The sequence below is a fragment of the Streptomyces sp. NPDC059906 genome, from assembly GCF_042730645.1.
GTDB lineage: Bacteria > Actinomycetota > Actinomycetes > Streptomycetales > Streptomycetaceae > Streptomyces > Streptomyces rubrogriseus.
In genome coordinates, this window is the sequence record NZ_JBHWKU010000003.1 from 13653 (window position 1) to 36939 (window position 23287).

Annotated in this window: 25 protein-coding genes and 1 riboswitch; of the genes, 16 read left to right on the plus strand and 9 right to left on the minus strand. The window is 71.4% G+C overall.

Annotated elements, in window-relative coordinates; genetic code table 11:
* Window positions 1–37: 37 nt before the first annotated feature.
* Entirely contained in the window at window positions 38–2629 is a 2592-nt protein-coding gene (locus ACFV9J_RS05430) for an MXAN_6230/SCO0854 family RING domain-containing protein (RefSeq protein ID WP_385350186.1), read from the plus strand.
* Between the two features lie 53 nt (window positions 2630–2682).
* On the opposite strand, the gene ACFV9J_RS05435 is transcribed toward ACFV9J_RS05430, so the two are convergent.
* Together ACFV9J_RS05435 and ACFV9J_RS05440 are read right to left on the minus strand one after the other, a co-directional pair.
* On the minus strand, window positions 2683–3171 hold the full coding sequence (locus ACFV9J_RS05435; protein WP_385350189.1) for a GNAT family N-acetyltransferase: 489 nt from the start codon (window positions 3169–3171) through the stop codon (window positions 2683–2685).
* 35 nt (window positions 3172–3206) lie between these two features.
* Window positions 3207–3848 carry an FMN-dependent NADH-azoreductase gene (locus tag ACFV9J_RS05440; RefSeq protein ID WP_385350191.1) on the minus strand — a complete coding sequence of 214 codons (642 nt, stop codon included), beginning with the start codon at window positions 3846–3848 and terminating at the stop codon, window positions 3207–3209.
* Window positions 3849–4165: 317 nt separating this feature from the next.
* Between ACFV9J_RS05440 and ACFV9J_RS05445 the strand changes: the two genes are divergently transcribed.
* Window positions 4166–4582 carry a winged helix-turn-helix transcriptional regulator gene (locus ACFV9J_RS05445; protein WP_385350193.1) on the plus strand — a complete coding sequence of 139 codons (417 nt, stop codon included), beginning with the start codon at window positions 4166–4168 and terminating at the stop codon, window positions 4580–4582.
* A gap of 41 nt (window positions 4583–4623) precedes the next feature.
* Here the strand turns inward: ACFV9J_RS05445 and ACFV9J_RS05450 are convergent, their stop codons facing one another.
* Entirely contained in the window at window positions 4624–5676 is a 1053-nt protein-coding gene (locus tag ACFV9J_RS05450; protein ID WP_385350196.1) for a hypothetical protein, read from the minus strand.
* 171 nt (window positions 5677–5847) lie between these two features.
* Here ACFV9J_RS05450 and ACFV9J_RS05455 point away from each other — a divergent pair, with 171 nt between their 5' ends.
* Together ACFV9J_RS05455 and metE are read left to right on the plus strand one after the other, a co-directional pair.
* Window positions 5848–6477 (plus strand): TetR family transcriptional regulator, encoded by a 630-nt coding sequence (locus tag ACFV9J_RS05455; protein WP_385350199.1) that lies wholly within the window; start codon window positions 5848–5850, stop codon window positions 6475–6477.
* A 99-nt stretch (window positions 6478–6576) separates the two neighbouring features.
* Window positions 6577–6799: riboswitch (cobalamin riboswitch) on the plus strand.
* Window positions 6800–6964: 165 nt separating this feature from the next.
* A complete protein-coding gene (metE, locus tag ACFV9J_RS05460; protein ID WP_385350202.1) occupies window positions 6965–9280 on the plus strand; it encodes a 5-methyltetrahydropteroyltriglutamate--homocysteine S-methyltransferase in 2316 nt (771 codons plus the stop codon).
* A gap of 320 nt (window positions 9281–9600) precedes the next feature.
* On the opposite strand, the gene ACFV9J_RS05465 is transcribed toward metE, so the two are convergent.
* The 4 genes from ACFV9J_RS05465 to ACFV9J_RS05480 form a co-directional block, all read right to left on the minus strand.
* Window positions 9601–10113, minus strand: a complete 513-nt coding sequence (locus ACFV9J_RS05465; RefSeq protein ID WP_385350205.1) for an ABC transporter permease — start codon at window positions 10111–10113, stop codon at window positions 9601–9603.
* Between the two features lie 396 nt (window positions 10114–10509).
* On the minus strand, window positions 10510–11181 hold the full coding sequence (locus ACFV9J_RS05470) for an ABC transporter substrate-binding protein (protein WP_385350208.1): 672 nt from the start codon (window positions 11179–11181) through the stop codon (window positions 10510–10512).
* The gene (locus ACFV9J_RS05475) at window positions 11178–11504 is read right to left on the minus strand and encodes a hypothetical protein (RefSeq protein WP_385350211.1); all 327 of its coding nucleotides are present in this window, start codon (window positions 11502–11504) and stop codon (window positions 11178–11180) included. The genes ACFV9J_RS05470 and ACFV9J_RS05475 overlap by 4 nt, the downstream gene beginning before the upstream one ends.
* A gap of 13 nt (window positions 11505–11517) precedes the next feature.
* The gene (locus tag ACFV9J_RS05480; RefSeq protein ID WP_385350214.1) at window positions 11518–12048 is read right to left on the minus strand and encodes a carboxylesterase family protein; all 531 of its coding nucleotides are present in this window, start codon (window positions 12046–12048) and stop codon (window positions 11518–11520) included.
* Between ACFV9J_RS05480 and ACFV9J_RS05485 the strand changes: the two genes are divergently transcribed.
* Genes ACFV9J_RS05485 through ACFV9J_RS05495 form a run of 3 tightly spaced genes read left to right on the plus strand, consistent with a single transcriptional unit; the run spans window position 12042 to window position 12876 of the window.
* Entirely contained in the window at window positions 12042–12299 is a 258-nt protein-coding gene (locus ACFV9J_RS05485) for a hypothetical protein (protein ID WP_385350216.1), read from the plus strand. The genes ACFV9J_RS05480 and ACFV9J_RS05485 overlap by 7 nt on opposite strands.
* Window positions 12293–12616 (plus strand): hypothetical protein, encoded by a 324-nt coding sequence (locus ACFV9J_RS05490; RefSeq protein ID WP_385350219.1) that lies wholly within the window; start codon window positions 12293–12295, stop codon window positions 12614–12616. Before ACFV9J_RS05485 ends, ACFV9J_RS05490 begins: the two co-directional genes overlap by 7 nt.
* Window positions 12613–12876, plus strand: a complete 264-nt coding sequence (locus ACFV9J_RS05495) for a helix-turn-helix domain-containing protein (RefSeq protein WP_385351301.1) — start codon at window positions 12613–12615, stop codon at window positions 12874–12876. Before ACFV9J_RS05490 ends, ACFV9J_RS05495 begins: the two co-directional genes overlap by 4 nt.
* Here ACFV9J_RS05495 and ACFV9J_RS05500 read toward each other — a convergent pair.
* Window positions 12840–13760: an NAD-dependent epimerase/dehydratase family protein gene (locus tag ACFV9J_RS05500; protein WP_385350221.1), complete on the minus strand. Its 921-nt coding sequence runs from the start codon at window positions 13758–13760 to the stop codon at window positions 12840–12842. The genes ACFV9J_RS05495 and ACFV9J_RS05500 overlap by 37 nt on opposite strands.
* Before the next feature lie 201 nt (window positions 13761–13961).
* Here ACFV9J_RS05500 and ACFV9J_RS05505 point away from each other — a divergent pair, with 201 nt between their 5' ends.
* From ACFV9J_RS05505 to ACFV9J_RS05520, 4 genes are all read left to right on the plus strand, one after another.
* Window positions 13962–14537, plus strand: coding sequence for a TetR/AcrR family transcriptional regulator (locus ACFV9J_RS05505; RefSeq protein WP_385350224.1), 576 nt, complete (start codon window positions 13962–13964; stop codon window positions 14535–14537).
* A gap of 105 nt (window positions 14538–14642) precedes the next feature.
* Complete coding sequence (locus ACFV9J_RS05510) at window positions 14643–15569, plus strand: acetoacetate decarboxylase family protein (RefSeq protein WP_385350227.1); 927 nt, start codon at window positions 14643–14645, stop codon at window positions 15567–15569.
* Window positions 15570–15576: 7 nt separating this feature from the next.
* Window positions 15577–17163, plus strand: a complete 1587-nt coding sequence (locus ACFV9J_RS05515) for a succinic semialdehyde dehydrogenase (RefSeq protein WP_385350229.1) — start codon at window positions 15577–15579, stop codon at window positions 17161–17163.
* A 69-nt stretch (window positions 17164–17232) separates the two neighbouring features.
* On the plus strand, window positions 17233–17943 hold the full coding sequence (locus ACFV9J_RS05520) for a type 1 glutamine amidotransferase domain-containing protein (RefSeq protein WP_385350232.1): 711 nt from the start codon (window positions 17233–17235) through the stop codon (window positions 17941–17943).
* A 134-nt stretch (window positions 17944–18077) separates the two neighbouring features.
* Here ACFV9J_RS05520 and ACFV9J_RS05525 read toward each other — a convergent pair whose 3' ends face one another.
* Window positions 18078–18974: a helix-turn-helix transcriptional regulator gene (locus tag ACFV9J_RS05525; RefSeq protein ID WP_385350235.1), complete on the minus strand. Its 897-nt coding sequence runs from the start codon at window positions 18972–18974 to the stop codon at window positions 18078–18080.
* 223 nt (window positions 18975–19197) lie between these two features.
* Between ACFV9J_RS05525 and ACFV9J_RS05530 the strand changes: the two genes are divergently transcribed.
* The 5 genes from ACFV9J_RS05530 to ACFV9J_RS05550 all read left to right on the plus strand — a co-directional run bounded on the left by ACFV9J_RS05530 (window position 19198) and on the right by ACFV9J_RS05550 (window position 23262).
* On the plus strand, window positions 19198–20214 hold the full coding sequence (locus ACFV9J_RS05530; RefSeq protein WP_385350237.1) for a zinc-dependent alcohol dehydrogenase family protein: 1017 nt from the start codon (window positions 19198–19200) through the stop codon (window positions 20212–20214).
* 44 nt (window positions 20215–20258) lie between these two features.
* The gene (locus ACFV9J_RS05535; protein ID WP_385350239.1) at window positions 20259–20669 is read left to right on the plus strand and encodes a cupin domain-containing protein; all 411 of its coding nucleotides are present in this window, start codon (window positions 20259–20261) and stop codon (window positions 20667–20669) included.
* A 66-nt stretch (window positions 20670–20735) separates the two neighbouring features.
* Entirely contained in the window at window positions 20736–21443 is a 708-nt protein-coding gene (locus tag ACFV9J_RS05540) for an SDR family NAD(P)-dependent oxidoreductase (RefSeq protein ID WP_385350242.1), read from the plus strand.
* Window positions 21416–21958, plus strand: coding sequence for a cyclophilin-like fold protein (locus ACFV9J_RS05545; RefSeq protein ID WP_385350245.1), 543 nt, complete (start codon window positions 21416–21418; stop codon window positions 21956–21958). The genes ACFV9J_RS05540 and ACFV9J_RS05545 overlap by 28 nt, the downstream gene beginning before the upstream one ends.
* A gap of 44 nt (window positions 21959–22002) precedes the next feature.
* Window positions 22003–23262 carry an MFS transporter gene (locus ACFV9J_RS05550; RefSeq protein WP_385350248.1) on the plus strand — a complete coding sequence of 420 codons (1260 nt, stop codon included), beginning with the start codon at window positions 22003–22005 and terminating at the stop codon, window positions 23260–23262.
* The last annotated feature ends 25 nt before the right edge of the window (window positions 23263–23287 follow it).

Genomic DNA, 23287 nt, shown 5'->3' on the forward strand with positions numbered 1-23287 from the left:
GCCTCTTGCGTGTCGAGCCGTCGTGGAGGGCTTCCTGTTGCTCGCTGCCGAGTCCGTACTGCTGCGCCGTGACCAGACCGTGTACGTGGACCGGGGGTCCGCGCCGGGCGGCGGAACGGGACCGGCACTGCGCCGGCTCGAGGCCGAACTGCTCGGCCGCGGCCACGCCGTCTCCGCCCAACTGCACGAGGTCCTGGCCTCGTTGGACTCCGAGGAGCTGGCGGCCGCGCACCTGCGCACGGTCGGACTGGTCGACGACCTGCTCGGTTCCGACCGTGCCCACACCCCGCTCTTCCGCCGCTTCCCCCGCACCGTGCCGCGCGACACCGAAGCGCTGTACGTGGACCGGGTCTTCGCCTACCTGCTGCAGCAGCCGGAACAGCCCTGCGTGCTGTGCGGCGAGGCGCGCACCGTCCGGCCCGTGTCCCCCTGCGCGCACCTGGTGTGCCGGCTGTGCTGGGACGGGTCCGACTACGCGGGCTGCCCGCTGTGCCACCGCCGCATCGACGCCGACGACCCCTTCCTGCGCCCGGTCCGCGCCGTCGGCGCCGCCAAGGCGGCCGTACCCGGACCCTTGCGGCTGCTGCGCCTGGGCACCGCCCTGGACGCCGACGCGACCTCGGCGGTGGACGCCCTGCTGGCCCGCCGCACTCCGCTCTCGCCGCAGGACCGGTACGACCTGGTGACCCTGCTGCCGCTCACCCCGGCCGGGCGGGGCCTGCTGCCCGAGGACATCCCGGTGCGCGAGACCAAGGCGCTGGTACTGGGCGCGCTGGTGCGCGAGGCGCCACCGGGACCGCCCCCGCGTGACCTGCTGACCGAGCGGCTCACCACCGCCACCGACGTGCTGCGCCTGCTCGCCGTGATCTCCGGCGGTGACGCCGGGCTGGTGACGCCGTCGCCTTTCACGAACGTCCCGCGCTCCCTGCGCCGCGTTCTGCTCTCCGTCCTCGACGGCCTGCCGACGCCGTACCTGGTGGAGGACGTGCTGCGGCACCCCACGGCGTGGAAGCGGGCCGCGGAGGTCCTGCACCCCTTCGAGCGGCACACCCGGCATCCCCGGGCCGCCCTCGCCTTCGCGGTGCTGCGCGGCACCCCGGTGGATCCGGGCACCGCGTTCGGCGCCGCCCTGCTCGACACGGCCGCCGCGTGCCCGGACGCCGTACGCGTGGCCGGCGCCCGGATCCGCCCGGCCACCTGGTCGGGACGGCTGGAGCAGGCCCTGGCCGAGGGCGACGCGGGACGGGCCTCGGCCCTCGCCGGGGAACGCCCCGGTGAACTGGTGCGCCGCCTGGACGTGTTGCTGCGCCTGCACACCGGTGACGTGCTGGTCCCCGAGCTGGCGACGGCCCTTCGGCGCGGGCTGCCGAAGGTGGGGCCGGGTCCGCTGCTGTCGGCGCTCGGGGCGCTGCGGGTGCGCACCGAGGACCGCGCCGGTGACCGCCGGGTGTTCTTCCCGCGCGGGGACGTCACCCGGGCCCTGTCCGTGCCCGAGCGGCGCCCCGCGCTGCCCACCTCACTGGTGTCGCAAGTGGTCACGTCGTTGGAGGGGGAACCGCTGCGCAGGTTCGCCGCCGGGGAGCCGTACGAGCTGTCGGTGCTGGACGCCGGTCTGGCCGACCTCACCCTGCCGTTCACCGAGCGGACCGCGGCGAAGGCCCTGGTGACCGTGGGGCGCGGCAGCACCCAGGCGCTCCCCGAGGGCGGCGTACTCCGGCTCTTCCTGCACTGGACGGAACCGCAGGGCAACCGCACCGACCTGGACCTGTCCGTCGCGTTCTTCGACGCCGGGTGGAAGTTCACCGGCCTGTGCGACTACACGAACCTGGTGCACGGCCGGGACGCGGCGGTCCACTCCGGCGACCTCACGTCGGCCCCGGCACCACGCGGTGCCACCGAGTACGTGGACCTGGACCTGGAGCGCCTCGCGCGGCGCGGGGACGTCTACGCCGTCCCGCTGGTCTTCAGCTTCAACAACATCCCGTTCGAGGAACTGCCGGACGCGTTCGCGGGATTCATGGCCCTGCCCGCGCACGGCCCGCGCGACGCGTCCTACGACCCGCGCACGGTCAGGCAGCGGTTCGACCTGGCGGGCGACTCGAAGGTGTGCCTGCCGATGATCGTCGACCTGAGCCGGCGGCGGGCGCTGTGGACCGACACCCATCTGCCGGCCACGGGCGGCTTCCAGAGCGTCCGTTCGCACGGCGGCGACGATCTGGCCACGGTGGCCGCGGACCTCTGGCAGCAGTTCACCTCGGGTGGCCGGGTCACCCTGTGGGACCTCTCGGTCTGGCGGGCGGCCGCGCTCTCTTCGCAGGTGGCGGTGGTGTCCCGGGAACCGGAGCCCGCCCTGCTCCACTACCGGCGGCGCCCCGGGGAGACCGCGGCCGCGTTCGCCGTGAGAGTGTCGTCGCTCAAGGACGCCGAGGAGCACCACGAGCACGTCGACCCCGACGCGGCCGCGGCCTCTCTCGCCGCCGGCAGGCGGATCTTCCTCGCGACGGTCCACGGGGACGTCCGGCCACCGGACGCGACGGGCACGGCCTACCGGCTCTTCCCGGGCACCGGCGATGCGTCGCAGACCCTGACCCGCGTGACCGCCTCAGACCTGGTCGCCGACCTGGCGTGAGCCCGTACGGTGCCCTGGAGACGGCGGCACCCGGGCGGCGGCTCCTCGGGGCGTCATTCCGAAGCGACGCGGAACTCGAATTCGGGACGGTCCCAGGGCACCGCGGGCGGATTCGCGAGCGCGGTGCCGGTCCGCACCGCACCGGCGCGGTGGTAGAAGCCCTCGGCGGGGAGGTGCGACACGACCCTGACACGGTCGAGCCCGGCGGCTCGGGCCTGCGACCGCATGTGCGCGACGAGCAGCCGTCCGATACCCCGTCCCTGCGCCTCGTCGGCGACGAACAGCAGGTCGAGCTCCGGTGGAGCGAGGACAAGCGAGTAGAACCCGAGGACCCGGCCTCCCTGGCCGTCGGCGCCGACGGCCGCGAAGACGCGGTGGGCCTCGATGTAGACGGGCCCGACCCGGTAGCCCGCGACCGCGGCCGCGTACTGGCCCGCGTAGGCACCTGAGCCGCGCACGAGCCGAGTGAGCCGCTTGGCATCCCGCGCGACGGCCCTCCGTATCGTGATCGGCGGGCTGACCGGGGAAGTGCGAGGGCTCATCCGCAGAGTATGCCGTGCACGGGCTCGGGTGGCGGTCAGGCGGCCCGTGCGGCGAAGGTCGTGGCGAGGGTGCGGGCCTGGTCGTGGGCGGCCGTCATGGACGCCTCGTGCAGGGGAAGGAGCGAGGTGAGGGCCGGGACGTGGGCGGCCATGGTCAGCTCGGGCGTCACGGTGGCGACGTCCAGGCCGAGGAGGTCCTCGTGGCCCAGGACGGTTTCCAGCGTGGGCACCAGGTAGTCCAGGCCCTCCCGCGGAGCGCCCGGGGCATAGCTGCCGCCGCGGGCGGATATCAGCAGGGCGGGGCGGCCCGCGGCCGGGGAGGCGCCGGTGTGGGTGAAGGTACGGTCCGTGACGAGGATCTGGTCCAGCCACGCCTTGAACGCCGACGGCATGGACAGGTTGTACAACGGCACCGTGAACAGGTACGCGCCGGCGCCGAGGAACTCCTCGATCAGCTCGTCCTGCAGTGCCTGGGCCTTGGCCTGCTCGGGGGTGTGCCGGGCCGGGTCCGTGTCGCGGGCGGTGACGCCCGCCGCCGTCAGGTGCGGCACCGGCGAGGCCGCGAGGTCGCGGTGGACGACCGGGCCCTGCCACCGGTCGCGGAAGGACCGGGCGACCCGGCGGGAGACGGAGGCCTCGCCGAGCGAGGAGGAGTCGATGTGCAGCAGGTACGACATGGTGGTTGCGCCTTTCGAGGAGACCGGGGTGGGGTGACGGGGTGGGCTTCGTCCCAGGCGGTACGGAGCACGGCGAGCGGCGCGCCGCCGCTCTGGGCGCCGGTAGCGGCGCTCGGTGCGTGTCCGACGCGTCGGGTCACGGTCCGGGCCCAGCGGTTCAAAGAGCCCGAGCAGGTCGTCCGCAGGGGGAGGTGACCTCGGCCCAGATTTCTGCCTTCACGGCCTGACCTCCAATTCCTACGTTTTGTTCGTAGCGCCATGATGCGCCAGTATGGAGGTCGTTACAAAAGGCACACGGGTGTGCGCGACGGAGAGGAATGGGTGCCATGCCGGACAGCGCCGATACGGAGATGGCGGCCGCGACCGGGCCGTGTGCGAGCATCCCCGCCGAGCACATGCCCTTCATCCGGCAGGTGCTGGACCGGGTCGGCGACAAGTGGAGCATGCTGATCGTCGTCGTCCTGGACGACGGCCCGCTGCGCTACACCGACCTGCAGCGCCGGATCCCCGGCATCTCCCAGCGCATGCTCACCCACACGCTGCGCCAGCTCGTCGAGGACGGTCTGATCACGCGCACCGCCTACGCCGAGGTTCCGCCGCGTGTGGAGTACGCCCTCGCCCCGCTGGGCCGCGGCCTGCACGAGATCGCCATGCGGCTGATCGCCTGGGCCGCGGACCACCACACGGAGATCCGCGCCCACCGCTCCCGGGTGGACGCCGTCACCGGCACCTGAGTAGGCAGGCACCGCTCAGGTCACTCAGGAGCGTGCCCCCCTCACACCGCCGGGGTGTCGCCGGCCTCCCTGCCGGTCCTCGCGTTGCGACGACGGTCCGCGGCGAGCATGAGGGCGACACCGGCGAGGGTCCACAGGCCCAGGACGAGCGCCGGGCCGCCCGCGCCGGTCCCGTCGTAGAAGGCGTTGGCGCGCAGCAGGCTGCCGGAGGCGCCGGGCGGCAGGAGCTGACCGAGCGTGGACCAGCCGTCGGGCAACCAGTACGGGCCGGTGGTGAGGCCGGAGAGCGGGTTGCCGAGGAACATCATCACGACGGAGCCCGCACCGAACCCGGCGTATCCGAGCAGCGACTCCAGCCCGAGGAACGGGACGGCGAGCGCGGCCATGCCCAGCCCGAGACCGAGGGATGTGACCCAGTAGTCGCCGTCGAGGGTGCCGATACCGAACTGGAGGACGGCGGTCACGGCGGCTCCACCGGCCAGGGCGAAGGCGACGACCCCGGCGAGACGGATCCGCAGATTGGCGTGGCCGGGGAAGAACTGGAGCAGGGCGATGGCGGGCAGCATGCCACCGAAGATCATCGGCAGCGCGGCGGAGGCGAGACCGGCGCCCCGCGGGTCGTCCTTCGGGAAGGGCACCACGTCGTGGACGGTCGCGGAGACGTGCTGCTGACCGGCAAGCGCGGTACCGAGCCCGCTGATCGCGTTGCTGATCATCTGGCCGCCCGCCGTCGCCGTGTAGACGGTCAGGCCGTCGTCGCCGAAGGCGAGGCCGCCCACGGCGTCGCGCTCCTCGACGGCACGGACCAGGGCACGGGCGTCGTCGTACGCCGTGACCTCCCAGTCGTCGCCGGGGAGCTGCTGCTGCACGGCGGCCACCGCGGACTCCGGGCCCGTGACACCGAGCGGGGCGTGGTGGGGGCCGCCGTTGGCGGACGGCAGACCGAAGGCGCACAGCATGAGGGTGATCGCGGCGGTCAGGCCGACGACGATGGCGGCGAGTTTCGCCACGAGCCCCCGGCCACCGGGCGGTCCGGCTTCCGGGGTGTCGCCACTCGGCTGTGAGGTGGTGGAGGCGTCGAGATTGGCAGACATGGCAACCGTTCCGTAGAGGTGCTCCGCCCCGCCCTGGCAGACGGGGCGAAACAGCGGACGAAGTACGAAGGCTCGGTGACACCGACGACGTCACTATATAACTCATCAGACAATGAGTTCATCATGTGATGAGTTTTCGGACGCGGCGTTCGGAGCGGGCATGATGGGGCCATGGAGAGCGTCAGCGATACGCGTGAGGTGACTGGTGCCGGTCGGGCGACCAAGCACGCCGGGGGCAGGCGTCCCGGGGAGACCCGTACGCGGGAGGCGATCCTCGGCGCGGCACGGGTCTGCTTCGCCGAGCGCGGTTTCGACGCGACCAGCCTGCGCCGCATCGCGGAGACGGCGGAGGTGGACCAGTCGCTGGTGCACCACTTCTACGGCACGAAGGAGAACCTGTTCCTCCAGGCGCTGGAACTGCCGGGGAAGATCGAGGAGGCCATCACCGCCGCGGCGCGGGGCGGACTGGACGGGATCGGGGAACGCATGGTGCGCGCCCACCTGTCGGTGTGGGACGACGTGTCGTCACGCCCGGCACTCATGACCATGGTGCGCTCGGCCGCCATCCACCGTGCCGCGGCCGCCCAGCTCCGTGAGACCGCGACCGGCATCCTGGCGCGCGCACTCGGCGGGGTGATCACGGGCGAGGACGCGACGCTCCGGACGAGCATGGTCGCCACGCAGCTCATCGGGCTCGCCATGATGCGCTACGTGGCGCATCTCGAACCCCTCGCCTCGGCCGACACCGACACAGTGGCCCGCCACTACGGCCGCGCCCTCCAGGCGATCGTGGCGGACTGAACCGGCGTCGCCGCGCGTTCGGCCCGCCGCGGCCGGGCGCGTGACACGGGTCACGCCCGCATTGCGGACGTCCGCGTTCCTGACGCGCGAACTGCCCGTAGGCTGCCCACAGCAGCTGGTTCGCCCCGTCAGCCGGACGGGGCGTCGCAAGAGGGAACCCGGTGGGAATCCGGGACTGCCCCGCAGCGGTGAGCGGGAACGACCGCCGTCATACGCACTGGGTCCGAGGTACCGGGCCCGGGAAGCGACGGCCAGTAGGTGTCCTCGAACGGTGAGGACGTGCCCGCGAGTCCGAAGACCTGCCAACTGCCCGCGCGCGAACCGTTCGTGCGCGGACATCCCGGTGACCTCGAGGGCGGGTCGGCGTACATACCAGGCGGATGTGTCTGCCCTACTGCGCAGCGTCGGTCCCGCCCGGTGTGTCACTCCTTCGCGTTCTCGTCCCGTCGCCGGGATCTCAGGGATTCATCTCGTGAAGGAGATCTCCGTGACCACGAAGTCCGCAGCCGCGGCAGCACGGGCCACCGTGTACGGCTACCCCCGCCAGGGGCAAAACCGGGAACTGAAGCAGGCCGTCGAGGGCTACTGGAAGGGCCGCGTCACCGCCGACGCCCTGCGCGCCACGGCCGCCGAACTGCGCCGGACGAACTGGCGGCAGTTGGCCGACGCGGGCATCGACGAGGTGCCGACCGGTGACTTCTCGTACTACGACCATGTGCTCGACACCACCGTGATGGTCGGCGCGATTCCCGAGCGTCACCGCTCCGCCGTGGCGGACGACGCGCTCGGCGGCTACTTCGCCATGGCACGCGGCACCCAGGAGGTGGCACCGCTGGAGATGACCAAGTGGTTCGACACCAACTACCACTACCTCGTCCCGGAACTGAGCCCGGACACCGCGTTCACCGCCGACTCCGCCAAGCAGGTCGACGAACTGAGGGAGGCCCTCGCCCTCGGCCTCACCGCCCGGCCCGTTCTCGTCGGCCCCGTCACCTACCTTCTGCTGGCCAAGCCCGCCCCGGGCGGGCCGGCGGACTTCGACCCGCTCACCCTGCTGGACCGGTTGCTGCCCGTGTACGCCGAGGTGCTGGCCGACCTGCGGGCGGCGGGCGCGGAGTGGGTCCAGCTGGACGAGCCCGCCCTCGTCCAGGACCGCACCGCGGCCGAGCTGAACGCCGCCGAGCGCGCCTACCGTGACCTCGGCACTCTCGCCGACCGTCCGAAGCTCCTGGTCGCCTCGTACTTCGACCGGCTCGGCGATGCGCTGCCGATGCTGGCCAAGGCCCCGGTCGAAGGGCTCGCCCTGGACTTCACCGGGAGCGCCGCCAACCTCGACGCGCTGGCCGCCGTCGGCGGGCTGCCAGGAAAACGGCTGGTCGCCGGTGTCGTGAACGGCCGCAACATCTGGGTCAACGATCTCGTCCGTTCCCTGTCCACCCTCGGCACCCTGCTGGGCCTGGCCGACCGCGTCGACGTGTCCGCCTCCTGCTCCCTGCTGCACGTCCCCCTGGACACCGCCGCCGAACGGGACATCGAACCGCAGATCCTGCGCTGGCTCGCCTTCGCCAGGCAGAAGACCGCCGAGGTCGTCACCCTCGCCAGGGGCCTCGCCCAGGGCACCGACGCCATCGCCGCCGACCTGGCGGCCAACCGTGCCGACCTCGCCTCCCGCGCCAACTCCCCCATCACGCGCGATCCCGCCGTCCGCGCCCGTGCCGCCGCGGTCTCCGGGGCCGACGCGCGACGTTCCCAGCCCTACGCGGAGCGCGCCGCGGCGCAGCGCTCGCACCTCCGCCTGCCGTTGCTGCCGACGACCACGATCGGTTCCTTCCCGCAGACCGGCGAACTGCGCACCGCGCGCGCCGATCTGCGCGCCGGGCGGATCGACACGGCCGGCTACGAGGAGCGGATCAGGGCGGAGATCCAGGAGGTGATCTCCTTCCAGGAGCAGACCGGCCTCGACGTCCTGGTGCACGGCGAACCCGAACGCAACGACATGGTCCAGTACTTCGCCGAACAGCTCACCGGCTACCTCGCCACCCGGCACGGCTGGGTCCAGTCCTACGGCACCCGCTACGTCCGCCCGCCGATCCTGGCCGGCGACATCTCCCGTCCGGACCCGATGACCGTGCGCTGGACCACGTACGCCCAGTCCCTCACCGGCCGCCCGGTCAAGGGCATGCTCACCGGCCCCGTCACCATGCTCGCCTGGTCCTTCGTCCGTGACGACCAGCCCCTCGGCGACACCGCCCGCCAGGTCGCGCTCGCCCTGCGCGAGGAGGTGAACGACCTGGAGGCCGCGGGCACGTCCGTCATCCAGGTGGACGAACCCGCCCTGCGTGAGACGCTGCCCCTGCGCACCGCCGACCGGGCCGGATACCTGGCCTGGGCCACCGAAGCCTTCCGGCTCACCACCTCCGGCGTCCGTCCGCAGACCCAGATCCACACCCACATGTGCTATGCCGAGTTCGGCGACATCGTACGGGCCATCGACGACCTCGACGCCGACGTCATCAGCCTGGAGGCGGCCCGCTCCCAGATGCAGGTCGCCCGCGAACTCGCCGTCCACGGCTACCCGCGCGAGGCGGGACCCGGCGTGTGGGACATCCACTCCCCCCGCGTGCCCGGTGCCGAGGAGATGGCCGACCTCCTGTGTGACGGCCTGAAGGCCATCCCCGCCGAACGGCTCTGGGTCAACCCCGACTGCGGCCTGAAGACCCGCGCCTGGCCCGAGACCCGGGCCTCGCTCGAACACCTGGTGGCCGCCGCCCGCGCCGTCCGCGACGAGCTGTGCCGCTCCTGATCCACCCGGAAGCGCTTCTCGGTGTCCGCAGCACGCTCGTGAGGCCGGTGAGCGGTCCGCGGTGAGACCCGCCGCCCGGTCACCCGGCCACCGCCCCGGTCCTCGCGTCGTCGCTGCTCGGTCGGGCTCGTGGTGCGGTGCCGGCGGCAGCGGGTCGGCGGCTGAGGCCGCCGTGGCGGCGGGTGACGAGCAGTTGGTCGCGATGCTCGTGGACCGGAAGGAGCCACCCCCCACCCCGGGAACACCCGGTGGCCGACAGGGCCGGGAACCCGCTGAACTCCCGGCTCCACCACAGCCGCGCGGGCGATGCGGGCCCCGGCTCACACGGTCTTGCCACGCGACCGCCGGTCCCCCAGGCCGAGGCGCTTGAGCGCCAGCGTGTCCAGCGCGCTGAGTACTCCGTTGAGGATCAGCGTCATCGCCACCAGGACGATCAGGCCGGCGAACTCGGTCGGGGCGTCGAGGTTCGTGGCCGCGGTGAACAGCTCGTGGCCGACTCCCTCGGTGGAGGCGATGAACTCACCGCCGATGACGCCGAGGATGGCCAGTGGTCCACCCGTCTTGAGCGCCGCGAAGAACGGCGCGGCCAAGGTGGGGAGCGTGACGTAGCTCAGGACGTGATGCCGGCGCCCGCCCATGACCTGGACGATCTCCACGAGTTCGCGTTCCCTCAGCCGCAGGCCCAGGTAGACGTTGTAGAAGACCACGAAGGACACCCCCGCCGCCGCGATCGTGATCTTCGACATGGGACCGATGCCGAAGAAGAGCAGGAACAGCGGCGCGAGCGCGATCTTGGGGATGCCGTTGACGGCCGCGATGAGCGGCTCCAGCACCGGCCCGCGAGCGGGACCGAGCCCAGCACCAGGCCCATCACGGTGCCGACGGCCACACCGATCCCGAAGCCCGCCAGGATCTCGATCGCCGTCGCCCTGATGTCGATCCATCCGGTCGACGAGCCGAGCAGATCCCACAGGGCGTGCGACACGTCGGTGGGCTTGCTGACGGCGTACTCCGGCAGCACGGGACCGCTCATCACCTGCCAGAGGATCAGGCACAGGGCGATGACCGCGATACGCAGCACCACGACCAGGGCGGTCTTCCGCCAAGCACTGCTCCTGACGTCTCCTGTGGGGGGCGCTTTCCTGACCTCGGTCTTGTCTTTCGCACTGCTGGTGGCAGTCGCCATCGTCTGCTCCTTCCGGTTGGCCGGGCGCGGCGCGCCGGCCGCCTTACGGCAGGTACTTGTTGGTCCAGTTGCCGGTGGTGACCTTCGCGCCCTCGGGGAGCGTTCCCAGGCTGTCGAGGAAGGCCGTGGTCTTCTTCCAGCCCGCGGCGTCCATCGAGCCGTTCGCGGGCCATTCGACCTGCTCGAGGCTGTCCTCCACCACGTTGTCCGGCACACCTTCCAGCGCCTTCTGGGCCGCCTGCAGCACCGTCTCGTCGTTGCTGTCCTTCAGGTGGGTGCTCATGTACGCAGTCGCCTGCTGAACCGCCTTGACGAACTTCCTCACGATGTCGGGGTGTTCGGCGGCGTAGCTCTTCTGCGTCACCACCAGCTGCCCGTAGCCGGCCTGCTCGGCGGCCCACTGGGGGACCTTGACCGGGTCGGCGACCAGGATGCCGTCACCGGCGTCCTGGATCTGCAGCGGGATCGGTTCGGAGGTGAGGAACCAGTCGATCTGGCCGCTGTTGATGGCGGCCTTGTCGGCGGCCGGGCTCGGCAGCGAGACCCACTCGACCTTCTTGTCGGGGTCGACGCCGTACTTCTTCAGAAAGATGCCGGCCTCGGCCCTGGTGTTGGCCGAGCTGGCGCCGCCGGTGGAGCCCGACAGTGCCTTCGCCACCTGTGCGGCGGGAGTCTTCGCGGTCAGGCCGTGGTCCTTGGCGAAGTCCTTGCTCACGACGAGGCCGAGCGGGTTGCCCAGGCCGTCGGCGGAGACGGCGATCTGCGGAAGTCTTTTGGAGTCTTCAGGCCCTGCTTCTTGAAGAAGCCCTGGGCGTCGGCGACGTGCAGCGGCGTGTCGAAGATGCTGCCTCCGCCACCCACGGTAATCTGGGTGAGCCCGTCCGAGGTGGTCGTGGTGGCGGAGCCGCTGCCGCAGGCGGTGAGCAGCGCCGGCACGATCACGGCGGCCGAAGCCGCGGCAAGAAGCCGTCGGCTCCCTCCGGGCCGGGGCCGGAGGCCATTGCGGGCCGGGCGGGCGGTGGGGTGGTCGTGTGTCATGAACGGTCTCCTGTCACCAAGCATGCTGGGTACGGAAATGGCGCTTCCAGAAGTCGAACCGAGGCGGGTCAGCCAGGGGGATCGGTCCGAAGCCCGCACCGACCTCCATGACCGCCGGGGTGTCCGGTGTCCACGCGGGCCAGTGCGGCAGTCCTGGTCCGTTGGGGTCGCCGGTGATCACGTAGTTGGCCCAGTAGCCGCTCATCGTCTCGGCGATGACGCGGTCCTCGTCGGTCCACTCGGCGCGGTCGGGGTGGAGATTGCCGAGCACGAAGTCAATCTCGGAGCCGTGCGAGGCGCGGCGGGCGCCCTGTCCCGCCGTCGGGCAGGCGTACGTCCAGAAGTACGCGTACACGGGCCGCTTCGCGTGCGGGGCCCAGTCCTTCGCCCACAGCCAGGTGGAGATCCTGGCGTTGTCGCGCACCGCGGCGCAATGGGCGTGCGCCGCCTCTTCGTCCGTGTGTGCCGGGTAGAGCCGGAGGAACTCGTCCGCCATCGCGCCGAACTTGAGACGGGACGCGGCGACATAGTCCTCTCGTGTCACGTGGACCGGTGGTGCGCCCGGCCGCCGACGACGGGCCGGTCATGGTCTGCACCTCGGACACCCATCCCGAGCTCGCGCATCGGCTCAGCCACGTCATCATCCCGCCGAACCTCGTCGTGCCCGAGCTGATGACGTCGGTCGGCGAGCTCACCGACTGGCTCGTCGGACTCCGGTCCCAGGGCACCACTCTGTGCGCGAGGAGCTGGCGCGCCGATACCCGAAGGTCCGGGTGGACGCCTCACGCATGGTGATCGACGACGTCGACATCATGACGGTCGCGGGCATCCTGGCGTGGGTCGACCTGGGCCTCACCCTCGTCGACCGGATGCTCGGTCCCAGCGTCATGCTGCACACGGCACGCTTCGTCCTCGCCGACCCGCCGCGCCGACGGCAGTCCCTCTACCAGGAGTTCACGCCCCGGCTCCAGCACGGCGACAGCGACGTCCGCGAGGTGCAGGCCCAGCTGCATGCCCGCCTCCACGAGCCCCACTCCATTGAGCACCTCGCGCAGACCGCCGCCATGCACCGCGCGCCCTCCAGCGCCGGTTCAAGGAGGCCACGGGCCTGACTGCGACGGAATACACCCGGGCGGCGCGCATCGCGAAGGCACGCGAGTTGCTGGAGCTGACCAATGAGCCGGTCGCCGAGATCTCCCGCAGCGCCGGCTACCTTGACGTGTCGAACTTCCGCCGACTCTTCCAGCGCGCCACGGGCGTCACCCCGTCGGAGTACCGGCGCCGGTTCGGCATCGCGGCACGAGTCAGCCGACCGGCGGAGGTGCTGTCGGTGGGTCAGCCGACGAGGATCCGCTCCACGCCCTCCCGATAGCTCGTGACGTGGAATTCGGGAAAGCGGGCGGCGAATTTCGAGCTGTCGAAGATGTTGTCGTCGCGGTATCGGTCGATCAGCTCGTACATTTCGTCGAGCGGCTTGACGAAGCGGCGCCCGAGACGGAAGGCGAGCATCGGCAGCACCGTGTAGCCGATCTTGCGGCCGGTGACCTCGCCGGCGATCTCGATGAGCTGGGCGTAGGACTTGCGGTCCGGGTCGACGGGCAGGTGCCACGTCTGGCCGTAGGCGTCCGGAGTGTTGCCGAGCAGGGCGAGAGCGCGGCTCGCGTCGGGGGTCCAGATCAGCGAACGCTTGGCGCGGGCGTCGACCGGGACGAACGGCCGCTTGCCCGCCTTGATCCGGTCGAACACCAGCGAGTTCGTGTAGCTCGTCGTCCGGCCCGGACCGTAGAACTCGGGCGCCCGGCCGATCAGGGCCTCGACCCGGCCGGCTCGCATGGCCTCCAGCAGCATGGTGGCGATCTGTCCGCGGACTCGTCCCTTGCGTCCGCCCGGTGCGAATGCCGTCGACTCGGTCTGGGGCGCCGGCGTTCCGGGATACATGTAGGTGTTGTCGAAGAAGACGAGCTTCGTGCCGTGTTCGGCGCAGGCGTCGATGACGTTGCGCATCATGACGGGGAACTGGCGCTCCCACAGCTCCGAGTCCAGGGGTAGGCCGACGGTGAGGTAGGCGATGTCGCTGCCCGCGACGGCGCGGCTGGTGGCGTCGGCGTCCGTGAGGTCCGCGGCGACGAGCTCGTCGGTGTCGTTCACCCTCGACGGCTTGCGGCTGACGAGGCGGACGTCCTTGGTGTGGCTGCGGTGGAGCTCGTGCACGAGCTCGTCGGCGATCGGTCCGCCGGCGCCGAGAACGGTCTGCATGAGTCTGGTCTCCTTGCGATGGATGGTGCGGGTGCCGGCGACAGCGCGTGGTTGCCCAGGCTGATGACGAGGGCCGGTGTGAGCGCCATGCGGGCCCATTTCCCGCAGCGGGGTGCGCGCCCCGGGGCCGCCGAACGCCGGTTCCTTCGGACGTACGATATGTTTACGGTGCTAACAAAGCATAGGAGGATGAAGTAAGCAATGTCAACATCGGAGAAAAGCGGCTACCATCACGGCGACCTGCGGGCGGCCCTGCTGTCGACCGCGATGGAGATGCTGGAGAACGGCGAACCCTTCTCGCTGCGGGCCGTCGCGCGCCAGGCCGGCGTGTCGCCGACCGCGCCGTACCGCCACTTCAAAGACCGCGACGCCCTGGAGTCCGCACTGGCCGCCGAGGGCTTCCGCGCCCTGCTGACCGACCTGAGCGGCGAGCGCGGCCTGCCCGCATCCCCCTCGGACCTGGCCGAGTTCGCCGTCACCTACGTCGCCTTCGCACTGCGGCGGCCCGCCCTGTTCGGCGTGATGTTCGGCAAGCCGTGCGACGACGCCGACGACGAGCGGGTCAAGGCCGCCGACGCCCTGCACGTACTGCTGGCCGACGCACTCGACCGCGTCTTCCCCGACACCGACGCCTCGGCTCTGGCGTCGGCCGGCTGGGGACTCGCCCACGGGCTGGCCTGCCTGCACCTCGACGGCAAGCTGCAGGCCACGTCGGAACAGGAAGTCGCCGACCGGGTGCGCAGCGCCTTCCTCGCCATCACCTCGGTCGGCGCCTGACGCACGAACCCGCCTCCCGCAGACCCTGCGGCATCCATTGTTGACGATGCTCACATCGCGTGCCATCCTCCGTGTTAGCAGCGCTCACATTGGAGGAGAGAGCCCATGTCATCAACCGGCAAACTGACCGACCGGAACGTAGAGGTCGATCTCGGAGGGCGTCTCGTCACCGTCCCTGAAGGCGGCCTCTACGACCGGTTCCGCATGGACACCGACCTCGACGAGGTCGCGCGGGACCCGCGGGTCAGCAGCGTCGACTTCTTCCGCCGGATGCCCAAGAGCCGCGTGGACTCCCGCATCGGGCCGACACTGACGCCGAACTTCTACTACCGCATCTCCACGGCCCGGCTCACGATGCTCGCGCCGGCCAAGGCGATCCGGGCCCGCCTGCCGCGGGAGCTGGACCCGCTCGAGATCGCCCCGGGACTCGGGATCGTCTCCATGATGGCCTTCCGGTACGACGTGTGCGACATCGACTTCTACACCGAGGCCGCGGTCGGCGTCGCGGTGAAGCCGGCGCGGCACGGCGGGCTGGGCCTGCTCGACCTGGTCACCGGGCTCAAGAACGACTGGCTGCACTCCTACGTCCTCTCGCTCCCGGTCAACACCGAGATCGCGCAGGTGCGCGGCCACGACGGCTACGGGTTCCCCAAGTGGGTCACCGGGCTCGACGTCGACATCGACGCCAAGCGCACCTCCGCCAGGCTCGCCAACGACCGGGGCGGCCTCGACCTCGCCCTGTCGGCGCCCACCCCGAAGCAGACCGCCCGGCCCACCGGCGAGCACGTCTCGACTCTGACCTCCTACACCACGATCGACGGTGCCTGGCACTCCACGACCAGCCAGATCAACGTGCTCTCCTCGGGAACCACGCGGTTCCCCCGCGGCCTGGACCTGCGGCTCGGCGAGGGCCGGGTGAGCGACGACCTGCGCTCGCTGAAGCCGATCCGGACGATCCAGCTCGACGTCACCACCGAGGGCCAGCTGGCGCTGCACATGCCCGTGCCCACCTCCATCCAGGACCGGAGCTGAGACCGCGATGACCACCACGCAGACCAACCACCCCGAGGCCGCCCTCCCGGCATCCCTGACACCGGCCCGGCTCGCCCGCCTGGCCACCCTGGTGGCCGCCGGTGCCCGGGCCCAGCGGGTCACCACGACCTCCCCGTACGCCGGTACACCGCTCGCGGACCTGCCGGTCTCCACCCCCGAGGACGTCGAGGACGCCTTCGCCCGGGCGCGCGCGGCCCAGGCCTGCTGGGCGGCCACCCCGGTGGCCGAGCGCAAGCGCATCATGCTGCGCTTCCACGACCTCGTCCTCCAGCGGCAGGAGGAGGCCCTCGACCTGATGCAGGCCGAGAGCGGCAAGACCCGCCGGGACGCGTTCCTCGAGGTGAGCGACATCGCGATCACCGCCCGCTACTACGCGCGCAGCGCACGAGGGCTGCTCTCACCGAAGCGCCGCAGGGGCGCGATCCCGGTGCTGACTCACACCACCGAGCTGCGCCACCCCAAGGGCGTCGTCACCGTCATCTCGCCCTGGAACTACCCGCTCAGCATGGCCGCCGGCGACGCCATCCCGGCCCTGATGGCCGGCAACGCCGTCGTGCAGAAACCTGACACCCAGACCGCCCTGACCGCGCTGTGGGCCCTGGCCCTCATGCGCGAGGCCGGACTGCCGACCGACGTCTGGCAGATGGCGGTCGGCCGCGGCAGCTCCATCGGAGACGCGCTCATGGCCGGCGGGGACTACATGATGTTCACCGGCTCCACCGCCAGCGGACGCCAGATCGCGCGCGGCGCGGGTGAGCGCCTGATCGGCGCGTCCCTGGAGCTCGGCGGCAAGAACGCCATGGTCGTCCTCGCCGACGCCGACATCGACAAGGCCGCCGCCGGCGCGGTCGTCGCCTGCTTCCCCTCGGCCGGCCAGCTGTGCGTGTCCATCGAGCGGCTCTACGTCGCCGACGAGATCCACGACGCGTTCGTCACCGCGTTCGTCAAACGTACCCGGGCCCTGCGACTGGGCGCGGCCTACGACTTCTCGGTGGACATGGGCTCGCTCACCACCCCCTCACAGCTCGACACCGTCACCTTGCACGTCGACGACGCGGTGTCGAAAGGCGCGAACGTGCTGGCCGGAGGCAACGCCCGGCCCGACCTCGGGCCGCTGTTCTACGAGCCGACGATTCTGACCGATGTGACCCCGCAGATGAGGCTGTTCGACCACGAGACCTTCGGTCCCGTGGTGTCGATCTACCGCTACCGGTCGGTCGACGAGGCGGTGGCTATGGCCAACGCGACGCCGTACGGCCTCAACGCGAGCGTCTGGGGCCGCAACGGCGCCCGGGCCCGCAGGGTCGCGCGGCGACTGCACGCCGGCACCGTCAACGTCAACGAGGCGTTCGCCGCCGCCTGGGGCAGCATTGACGCCCCCATGGGCGGCATGGGCGACTCCGGAATCGGCCGCCGTCACGGCGCCGAGGGGCTACTCAAGTACACCGAGGCCCAGACCGTCGCCCACCAGCGTCTCCAGGGCTTCTCCCCGCCCCGCGGGATCGATCACGAGCAGTGGGCGCGGATCCTGACCCGGGGGTTCAGGACGCTGCGTGCCCTGGGCGTCCGCTGAGCGACCACTGGCGCCGGCTACGACGGCCCGTCACCTCGCTGGACCGGCCCCCATGAAGGAAGATCAGCCATGACCAAGCGCGTCCTCGACGTCGTCACCAACGTCGGCCACTACGACGACCCGTCCCACACAACTGGCCTGTGGCTCTCCGAGCTCACGCACGCCTGGCACGTCTTCGAGGAGCACGGCTACGAGCAGACGCTCGTCAGCCCGGCCGGCGGCGCCGTGCCTCTCGAGCCCCGTGCGCTGAAGTTCCCGAACTACGACAAGACGGCCAAGACCTGGCGCGCCGACCCCGGCAAGATGGCGCTGCTCGAGAACACGGCGAGTCCGGACCAGATCGACCCGGCCGAGTACGACGCGATCTACTTCACCGGCGGTCACGCCGTGATGTACGACTTCCCCGACAGCGAGGGCCTGCAGCACATCACCCGCGAGATCTACGAGCACGGCGGCATCGTCTCCTCGGTCTGCCACGGCTACTGCGGCCTGCTCAACACCCGGCTCTCCGACAACTCCTACCTCATCGCCGGCCGCAAGATGACGGGATTCGCCTGGACCGAGGAAGTCCTCGCCCGCGTCGACAAGCTGGTCCCCTACAACGCCGAGGAAAGGGCCAAACAACGCGGCGCGCTCTACGAGAAGGCGACACTGCCCTTCGTCTCCTACGTCGTCACCGACGGCAGCCTCGTCACCGGCCAGAACCCGGGCTCGGCCAAGGCCACAGCGAAGAAGGTCGTCGAGGCCATCGAGGGCAACGCGCCGAGGGAGCGAGGCTGAGCCGAGAAGCAATCCCTCCGTGACAGCAGGGCTGGACGAGCACGCGGACTCGGGGCCCGAGGACATGCCATATGGCTTTCTTGACAGGCAACCCAGCCGTGCGGGAGCAGCATGCTGGACAGACCATTCGACGGTCACTTGGTCACTGACCGTCCCGCGTTCGAGACGCTGGCTTCTTGCGTGGCGCCCCAGGCGGCGAGAAGGCGTAGCCCTTCCTCGGAGGAGGAGCCGGGCTCGGCGGTGTAGATGGTGAGGGTGAGGCCGGGGTCGGCTGCCATGTCCAGGCCCTCGAAGGCGAGGGAGAGGTCACCGACAGCCGTGTGGTGGAAGTGCTTGGTGCCGGTGCTGTGGTGGCGGACGTTGTGCGCGCCCCACCGGGTGCGGAATTCGTCGCTGCGGGTGGACAGCTCTCCGACCAGGTCGTGGAGGTCCTTGTCGTGGGGGTTGCGGCCGGCCTCCGTGCGCACGATGGCGACGGTGATGTCGGCGAAGCGGTCCCAGTCGGGGTAGAAGCGGCGGGCGGCGGGGTCGAGGAAGGTGAAGCGGGCCAGGTTCTGCTGGTTGCCCGGTGTCGTGTAGAGGTCGGTGTAGAAGGCGCGGAAGAGGTCGTTGGCGGCGAGGACGTCCATCCGGCCGTTGCGGACGAACGCCGGTCCGGCGGTGATCGCGTCCAGCGTCCATTGCAAGCTGCGGTGGGGTGTCCACTGTCGGGTGCCGGTACGCCGGCGGGGCCGGGTGAGGGCGTCGGAGCCGTCGGCGGTCTGGGCGAGGTTCACCAGGTGCGCGCGCTCGGCGTCGTCGAGGCGCAGGGCGCGGGCGAGGGCTTCGAGGACGCCCGGGGAGACTCCGGAGAGGTCGCCGCGCTCCAGTTTCGCGTAGTACTCCACGCTCATGTCGGCCAGGGCGGCGACCTCGCTGCGGCGCAGGCCCGGCACCCGGCGGCGGGATCCGGAGGGCAGTCCGGCCTGGTCGGGGGTGATCTTGGCGCGCCGCGAGGAGAGGAACTCGCGGACCTCCTCACGGTTGTCCATGCCTTCGACGGTACGTCCCGCACAGGGTCGAAGGGATGCACTGCCAGTACACCCCTTGTCAGTGACTCGCTCCGCGTCTGAGGAGGGCGTTACCTGGAAGGCGTGGAGCTTCCCGTCCCGCCCGTCAGGCGGAGACCCGGGGGCTCCGCCCCCGGCCGGGCGGTCCGCCGTCCGTGTTCCGGGGCCCGCACCCTGTACCCGGAAACGCGAAGGAACCCCTCTCATGCGCGGCGCAGTGATCCATGCCCCCGGCGACATCCGCTTCGAGACCCTTCCGGACCCGAAGATCCTCAAGCCGACCGACGCGATCATCCGCACGGCCGTGACTTGCGTGTGCGGGTCGGATCTGTGGCCCTACCGCGGTGCGGAGCCGACCGACCACGCGCACCCGATGGGCCACGAGTACGTCGGCTTCGTGGAGGAGGTCGGCTCCGAGGTGAGCGCGCTCAAGCCGGGCCAGCTGGTCGTCGGCTCGTTCGCGACCTCCGACAACACCTGCGCGAACTGCCGCAACGGGTTCCAGTCGAGCTGCCTGAACGTGGAGTTCATGACCACCTGCCAGGCCGACTACGTACGCATCCCCAACGCCCAGGGCACCCTGGTCGCCACCGACGGCGTGCCGGACGAGAAGTTCTGGCCGGGGCTGCTGGCCGTCTCGGACGTGATGGGCACTGGCTGGTGGGCGGCTGAGGCCGCCGAGGTCAAGCCCGGCTCGACCGCTGTGGTCGTCGGTGACGGCGCGGTCGGCCTGTGCGCGGTGATCGCGGCGAAGGAGAGGGGGGCGGAGCGGATCATCGCCATGTCCCGCCACGAGAGCCGGCAGAAGCTCGCCCGGGAGTTCGGCGCCACCGACATCGTCACCGAGCGCGGCGAAGAGGGTGCGGCCCGGATCAAGGAGCTGACCGGCGGGATCGGCGCGGACAGCGTCCTGGAGTGCGTCGGCACGCAGCAGTCCATGAGCCAGGCCCTGCACTCCACCCGCCCCGGCGGCAACGTCGGCTTCGTCGGCGTCCCCCACGAGGTCGCCGTCGACGGGCAGGAACTGTTCTTCTCCCACGTCGGCCTGCGCGGCGGCCCCGCCCCCGTACGCCGCTGCCTCCCCGACCTCATCGACCGCGTCCTCACGGGCGCGATCGACCCCGGCAAGGTCTTCGACCTCACCCTCCCCCTGGACCAGGTCGCCGAGGGCTACCAGGCCATGGACGAGCGCCGCGCCATCAAGACGCTCCTGACCCCCTGAGCCCAGCCCCCGCCCCATCACCATCTCGTACGAGGAGATTCTCCGTGCAGATCACCCGCAGCTCGATCGACACCGCGAAGGGGCCGGCCGACTGGTTCACCGGCGATGTCTACATCGACGCCGTCGCCGCCGCGCCCGCCCCGTCCCGGGTCACCGCCGCCCTGGTGCACTTCATGCCCGGTGCCCGCACCCACTGGCACCGCCACCCGCTGGGCCAGACCGTCTTCGTCACCGAAGGAGTCGGCCTGTGCCAGCGCAGGGGCGGACCGGTGGAAGTCATCCGGCCCGGCGACCGCGTCCTGTTCGAGGCCGACGAGGAGCACTGGCACGGTGCCGCGCCGAACCGGCTGATGGTCCACCTGGCCATCAACGAGGGCGACGACGCCCACGACGTCGTGCACTGGCTGAACCCCGTCACCGACGAGGAGTACCACGCAGCCCCGGCAACTGACTGAACGCGGCCAGAACCGTCCCGCACCCCGGAAGCGCCCCACCTCGCCCACTTCGCAGGGAGAACTACCGTGACCACCTTCGCTCTCGTCGGCGCCGGCCCCGGCCTGGGTCTGGCCGCCGCCCGCCGCTTCGGCAAGGCGGGCCACACCGTCGCCCTTCTCTCGCGCAGCAGCCAGCACCAGGACAACCTGGTCTACGAGCTGGCGCAGGAGGGCGTCCAGGCCCGCGGGTTCACCGCCGACGTCCTCGACCCCGCCTCCCTCACCGCAGCCCTGCACGAGGCCGCGGACACGCTGGGGCCCGTCGAGATCCTCCAGTTCAGCCCGGTGCCCCGCAGCGACTTCATGAAGCCGGTCCTGGACACCACGGCGGCCGACCTGGACGACCCCCTGGCCTTCTCCGTCAAAGGCCCGGTCACCTGCGTGAACGCGGTCCTGCCCGGCATGCGGGAGCTGGGCCGGGGCAGCCTGCTGTTCGTCAACGGCGGCAGCGCGGTACGCCCGAAGGGCACCGTGGCCGGTACCTCGATCGCATTCGCCGCCGAGAGCGCATACGCGCAGATGCTCCACACCGTCCTCGCGCCGGAGAACATCCACGCGGCCCAGCTCGTCGTGCCCGGGGCGATCAGCCCCGACTCCGCGACCTCCAGTCCCGAGAAGCTGGCCGAGCTGCTGTACGGCCTGCACACCGACCGCACGGGCTTCCGCCACTACGCCGAGCCCATGCCCGACCCGCAGGACGGCACCCCATGGCCTTCGCCCTCCGCCGCGCCCTGACCGCCACCGCCGCCACCGGCGTGTTGCTGCTCGCCGCGACCGCCTGCTCGCAGGGCTCATCCGCCGAGCAGGCCGCCGCCACCACCGGGACCGCCGCGCGGTCCGCCCCGGTCTCCACACCGGCGTCGGCGTCGGCGAGCCCGACCGGATCAGACAGGAGCACCCCGATGGACATCAGCGTCACCATCGACGGCCAAGAGGTCGAGGCGACCCTGAACGACAGCCCCGCCGCCCGCGACCTGGCCACCCTGCTCCCGCTCACCCTGGACGTGGAGGACTTCCACGGGACCGAGCGGATCGCCGACCCGCCCAGGAAGCTGACCACCGAAAACGCGCCCGAACCGCAGGCACCGAAGCCCGGTGACCTCACCTACTACGCCCCCTGGGGCAACCTCGCCCTCTTCTACAAGGACGGCCCCTCTGCCTCCTCCGACCTGCTGGTCCTTGGCCACATCGATGCCGACGCCGATCAGCTCGCCGAGGCCGACCGGATCACCATCGAGGCCGTCTCCTGACCTCCCCCAGCACCGCCCCTCCTCTAACGGGAAGAAGCTTTCGCATGCCCTCCGCCACCGGGCCTGTCCCCGGCAAGCTGCCCTTCGTCGTCTGGGTGCTCGCCGCCGGCACGTTCCTGATGGGCACCACCGAATTCGTCATCGCCGGACTGCTGCCCGAGATGGCCGCCGACCTGAACGTCAGCGTGTCCCACGCCGGCCTCCTGATCACCGCGTTCGCCGTCGGGATGATCGTCGGCGGGCCCACCATGGCCATGGCCACCCTGCGCCTGCCCCAGCGCCACACCCTCATCGGCGCCCTCGCCGTCTTCGCCCTCGGCCACGCCGTCGCCGCGCTCAGCACCTCCTTCAGCGTCGTGCTCACCGCCCGCGTGGTCACCGCCCTGGCCACCGGAGCGTTCTGGGCCGTCGGCTTCGTCATCGCCACCACCGCAGCAGGCCCGGCCCGGTCCACCCGGGCGGTCGGCGCCATGATGGGCGGCCTCACCCTGGCCAACGTGATCGGCGTGCCGATCGGCTCGTTCGTCGGCCACTACACCGGCTGGCGCGGCCCCTTCTGGGCGCTCGCCGTCCTCGCCGTCCTGGCCGCCGCGTTCGTCGGCCGGTTCATCCCCCGTACCGAACAGCGGCCCGAAGTCTCCGTGCGAGCCGAGGTCAGGGCCCTGAAGCAGGGGCGGCTGTGGCTGGCCCTCGGCGCGGCCGTGCTGATCATGGGCGGGGTCCTGGCGACGTACACCTACATCACGCCGCTGCTGACCGACCGTGCGGGCATCCCGGCCGGCGCAGTACCGCTGGTGCTGATCGCCTTCGGTATCGGTGCGCTGGGCGGCACCGCGATCGGCGGCCGTCTCGGCGACCACCGCCCGATGGTCACCACGATCACCGCGTCGGCAGCCACCTCCCTCATCCTGCTGACCCTGATCCCCGCCTCCAACAGCCCCGTGGCCGCCGTGGTCCTGGTGTTCGGCATGGCACTGGCCGGGTTCACCGTCAACCCGGTCGTCACCTCCCTCGCCGTCCACTTCGCAGGCGACGCCCCCACCCTCACCTCGGCGCTGACCACCTCCGGCTACAACACCGGCATCGCCGCCGGATCCCTCGTCGCCGGGCGAGCCCTGGACTCCTCCTTCGGCCTGACCGGCCCGGCCCTGATCGGCGCGGTCTTCGCCGCGCTCACCCTGCTGCCCCTGACCGCCCTCGCACTGCGCGGCACCACCGGCCCCTCCCGGATCGTCGCCCACCACACCACCACCGCCGAACCGGAGACAGACGACGCCTCCGCCACCGCTACGGCCGCGCGCTGAACTCCACGCTCGACTCAACTTGTCG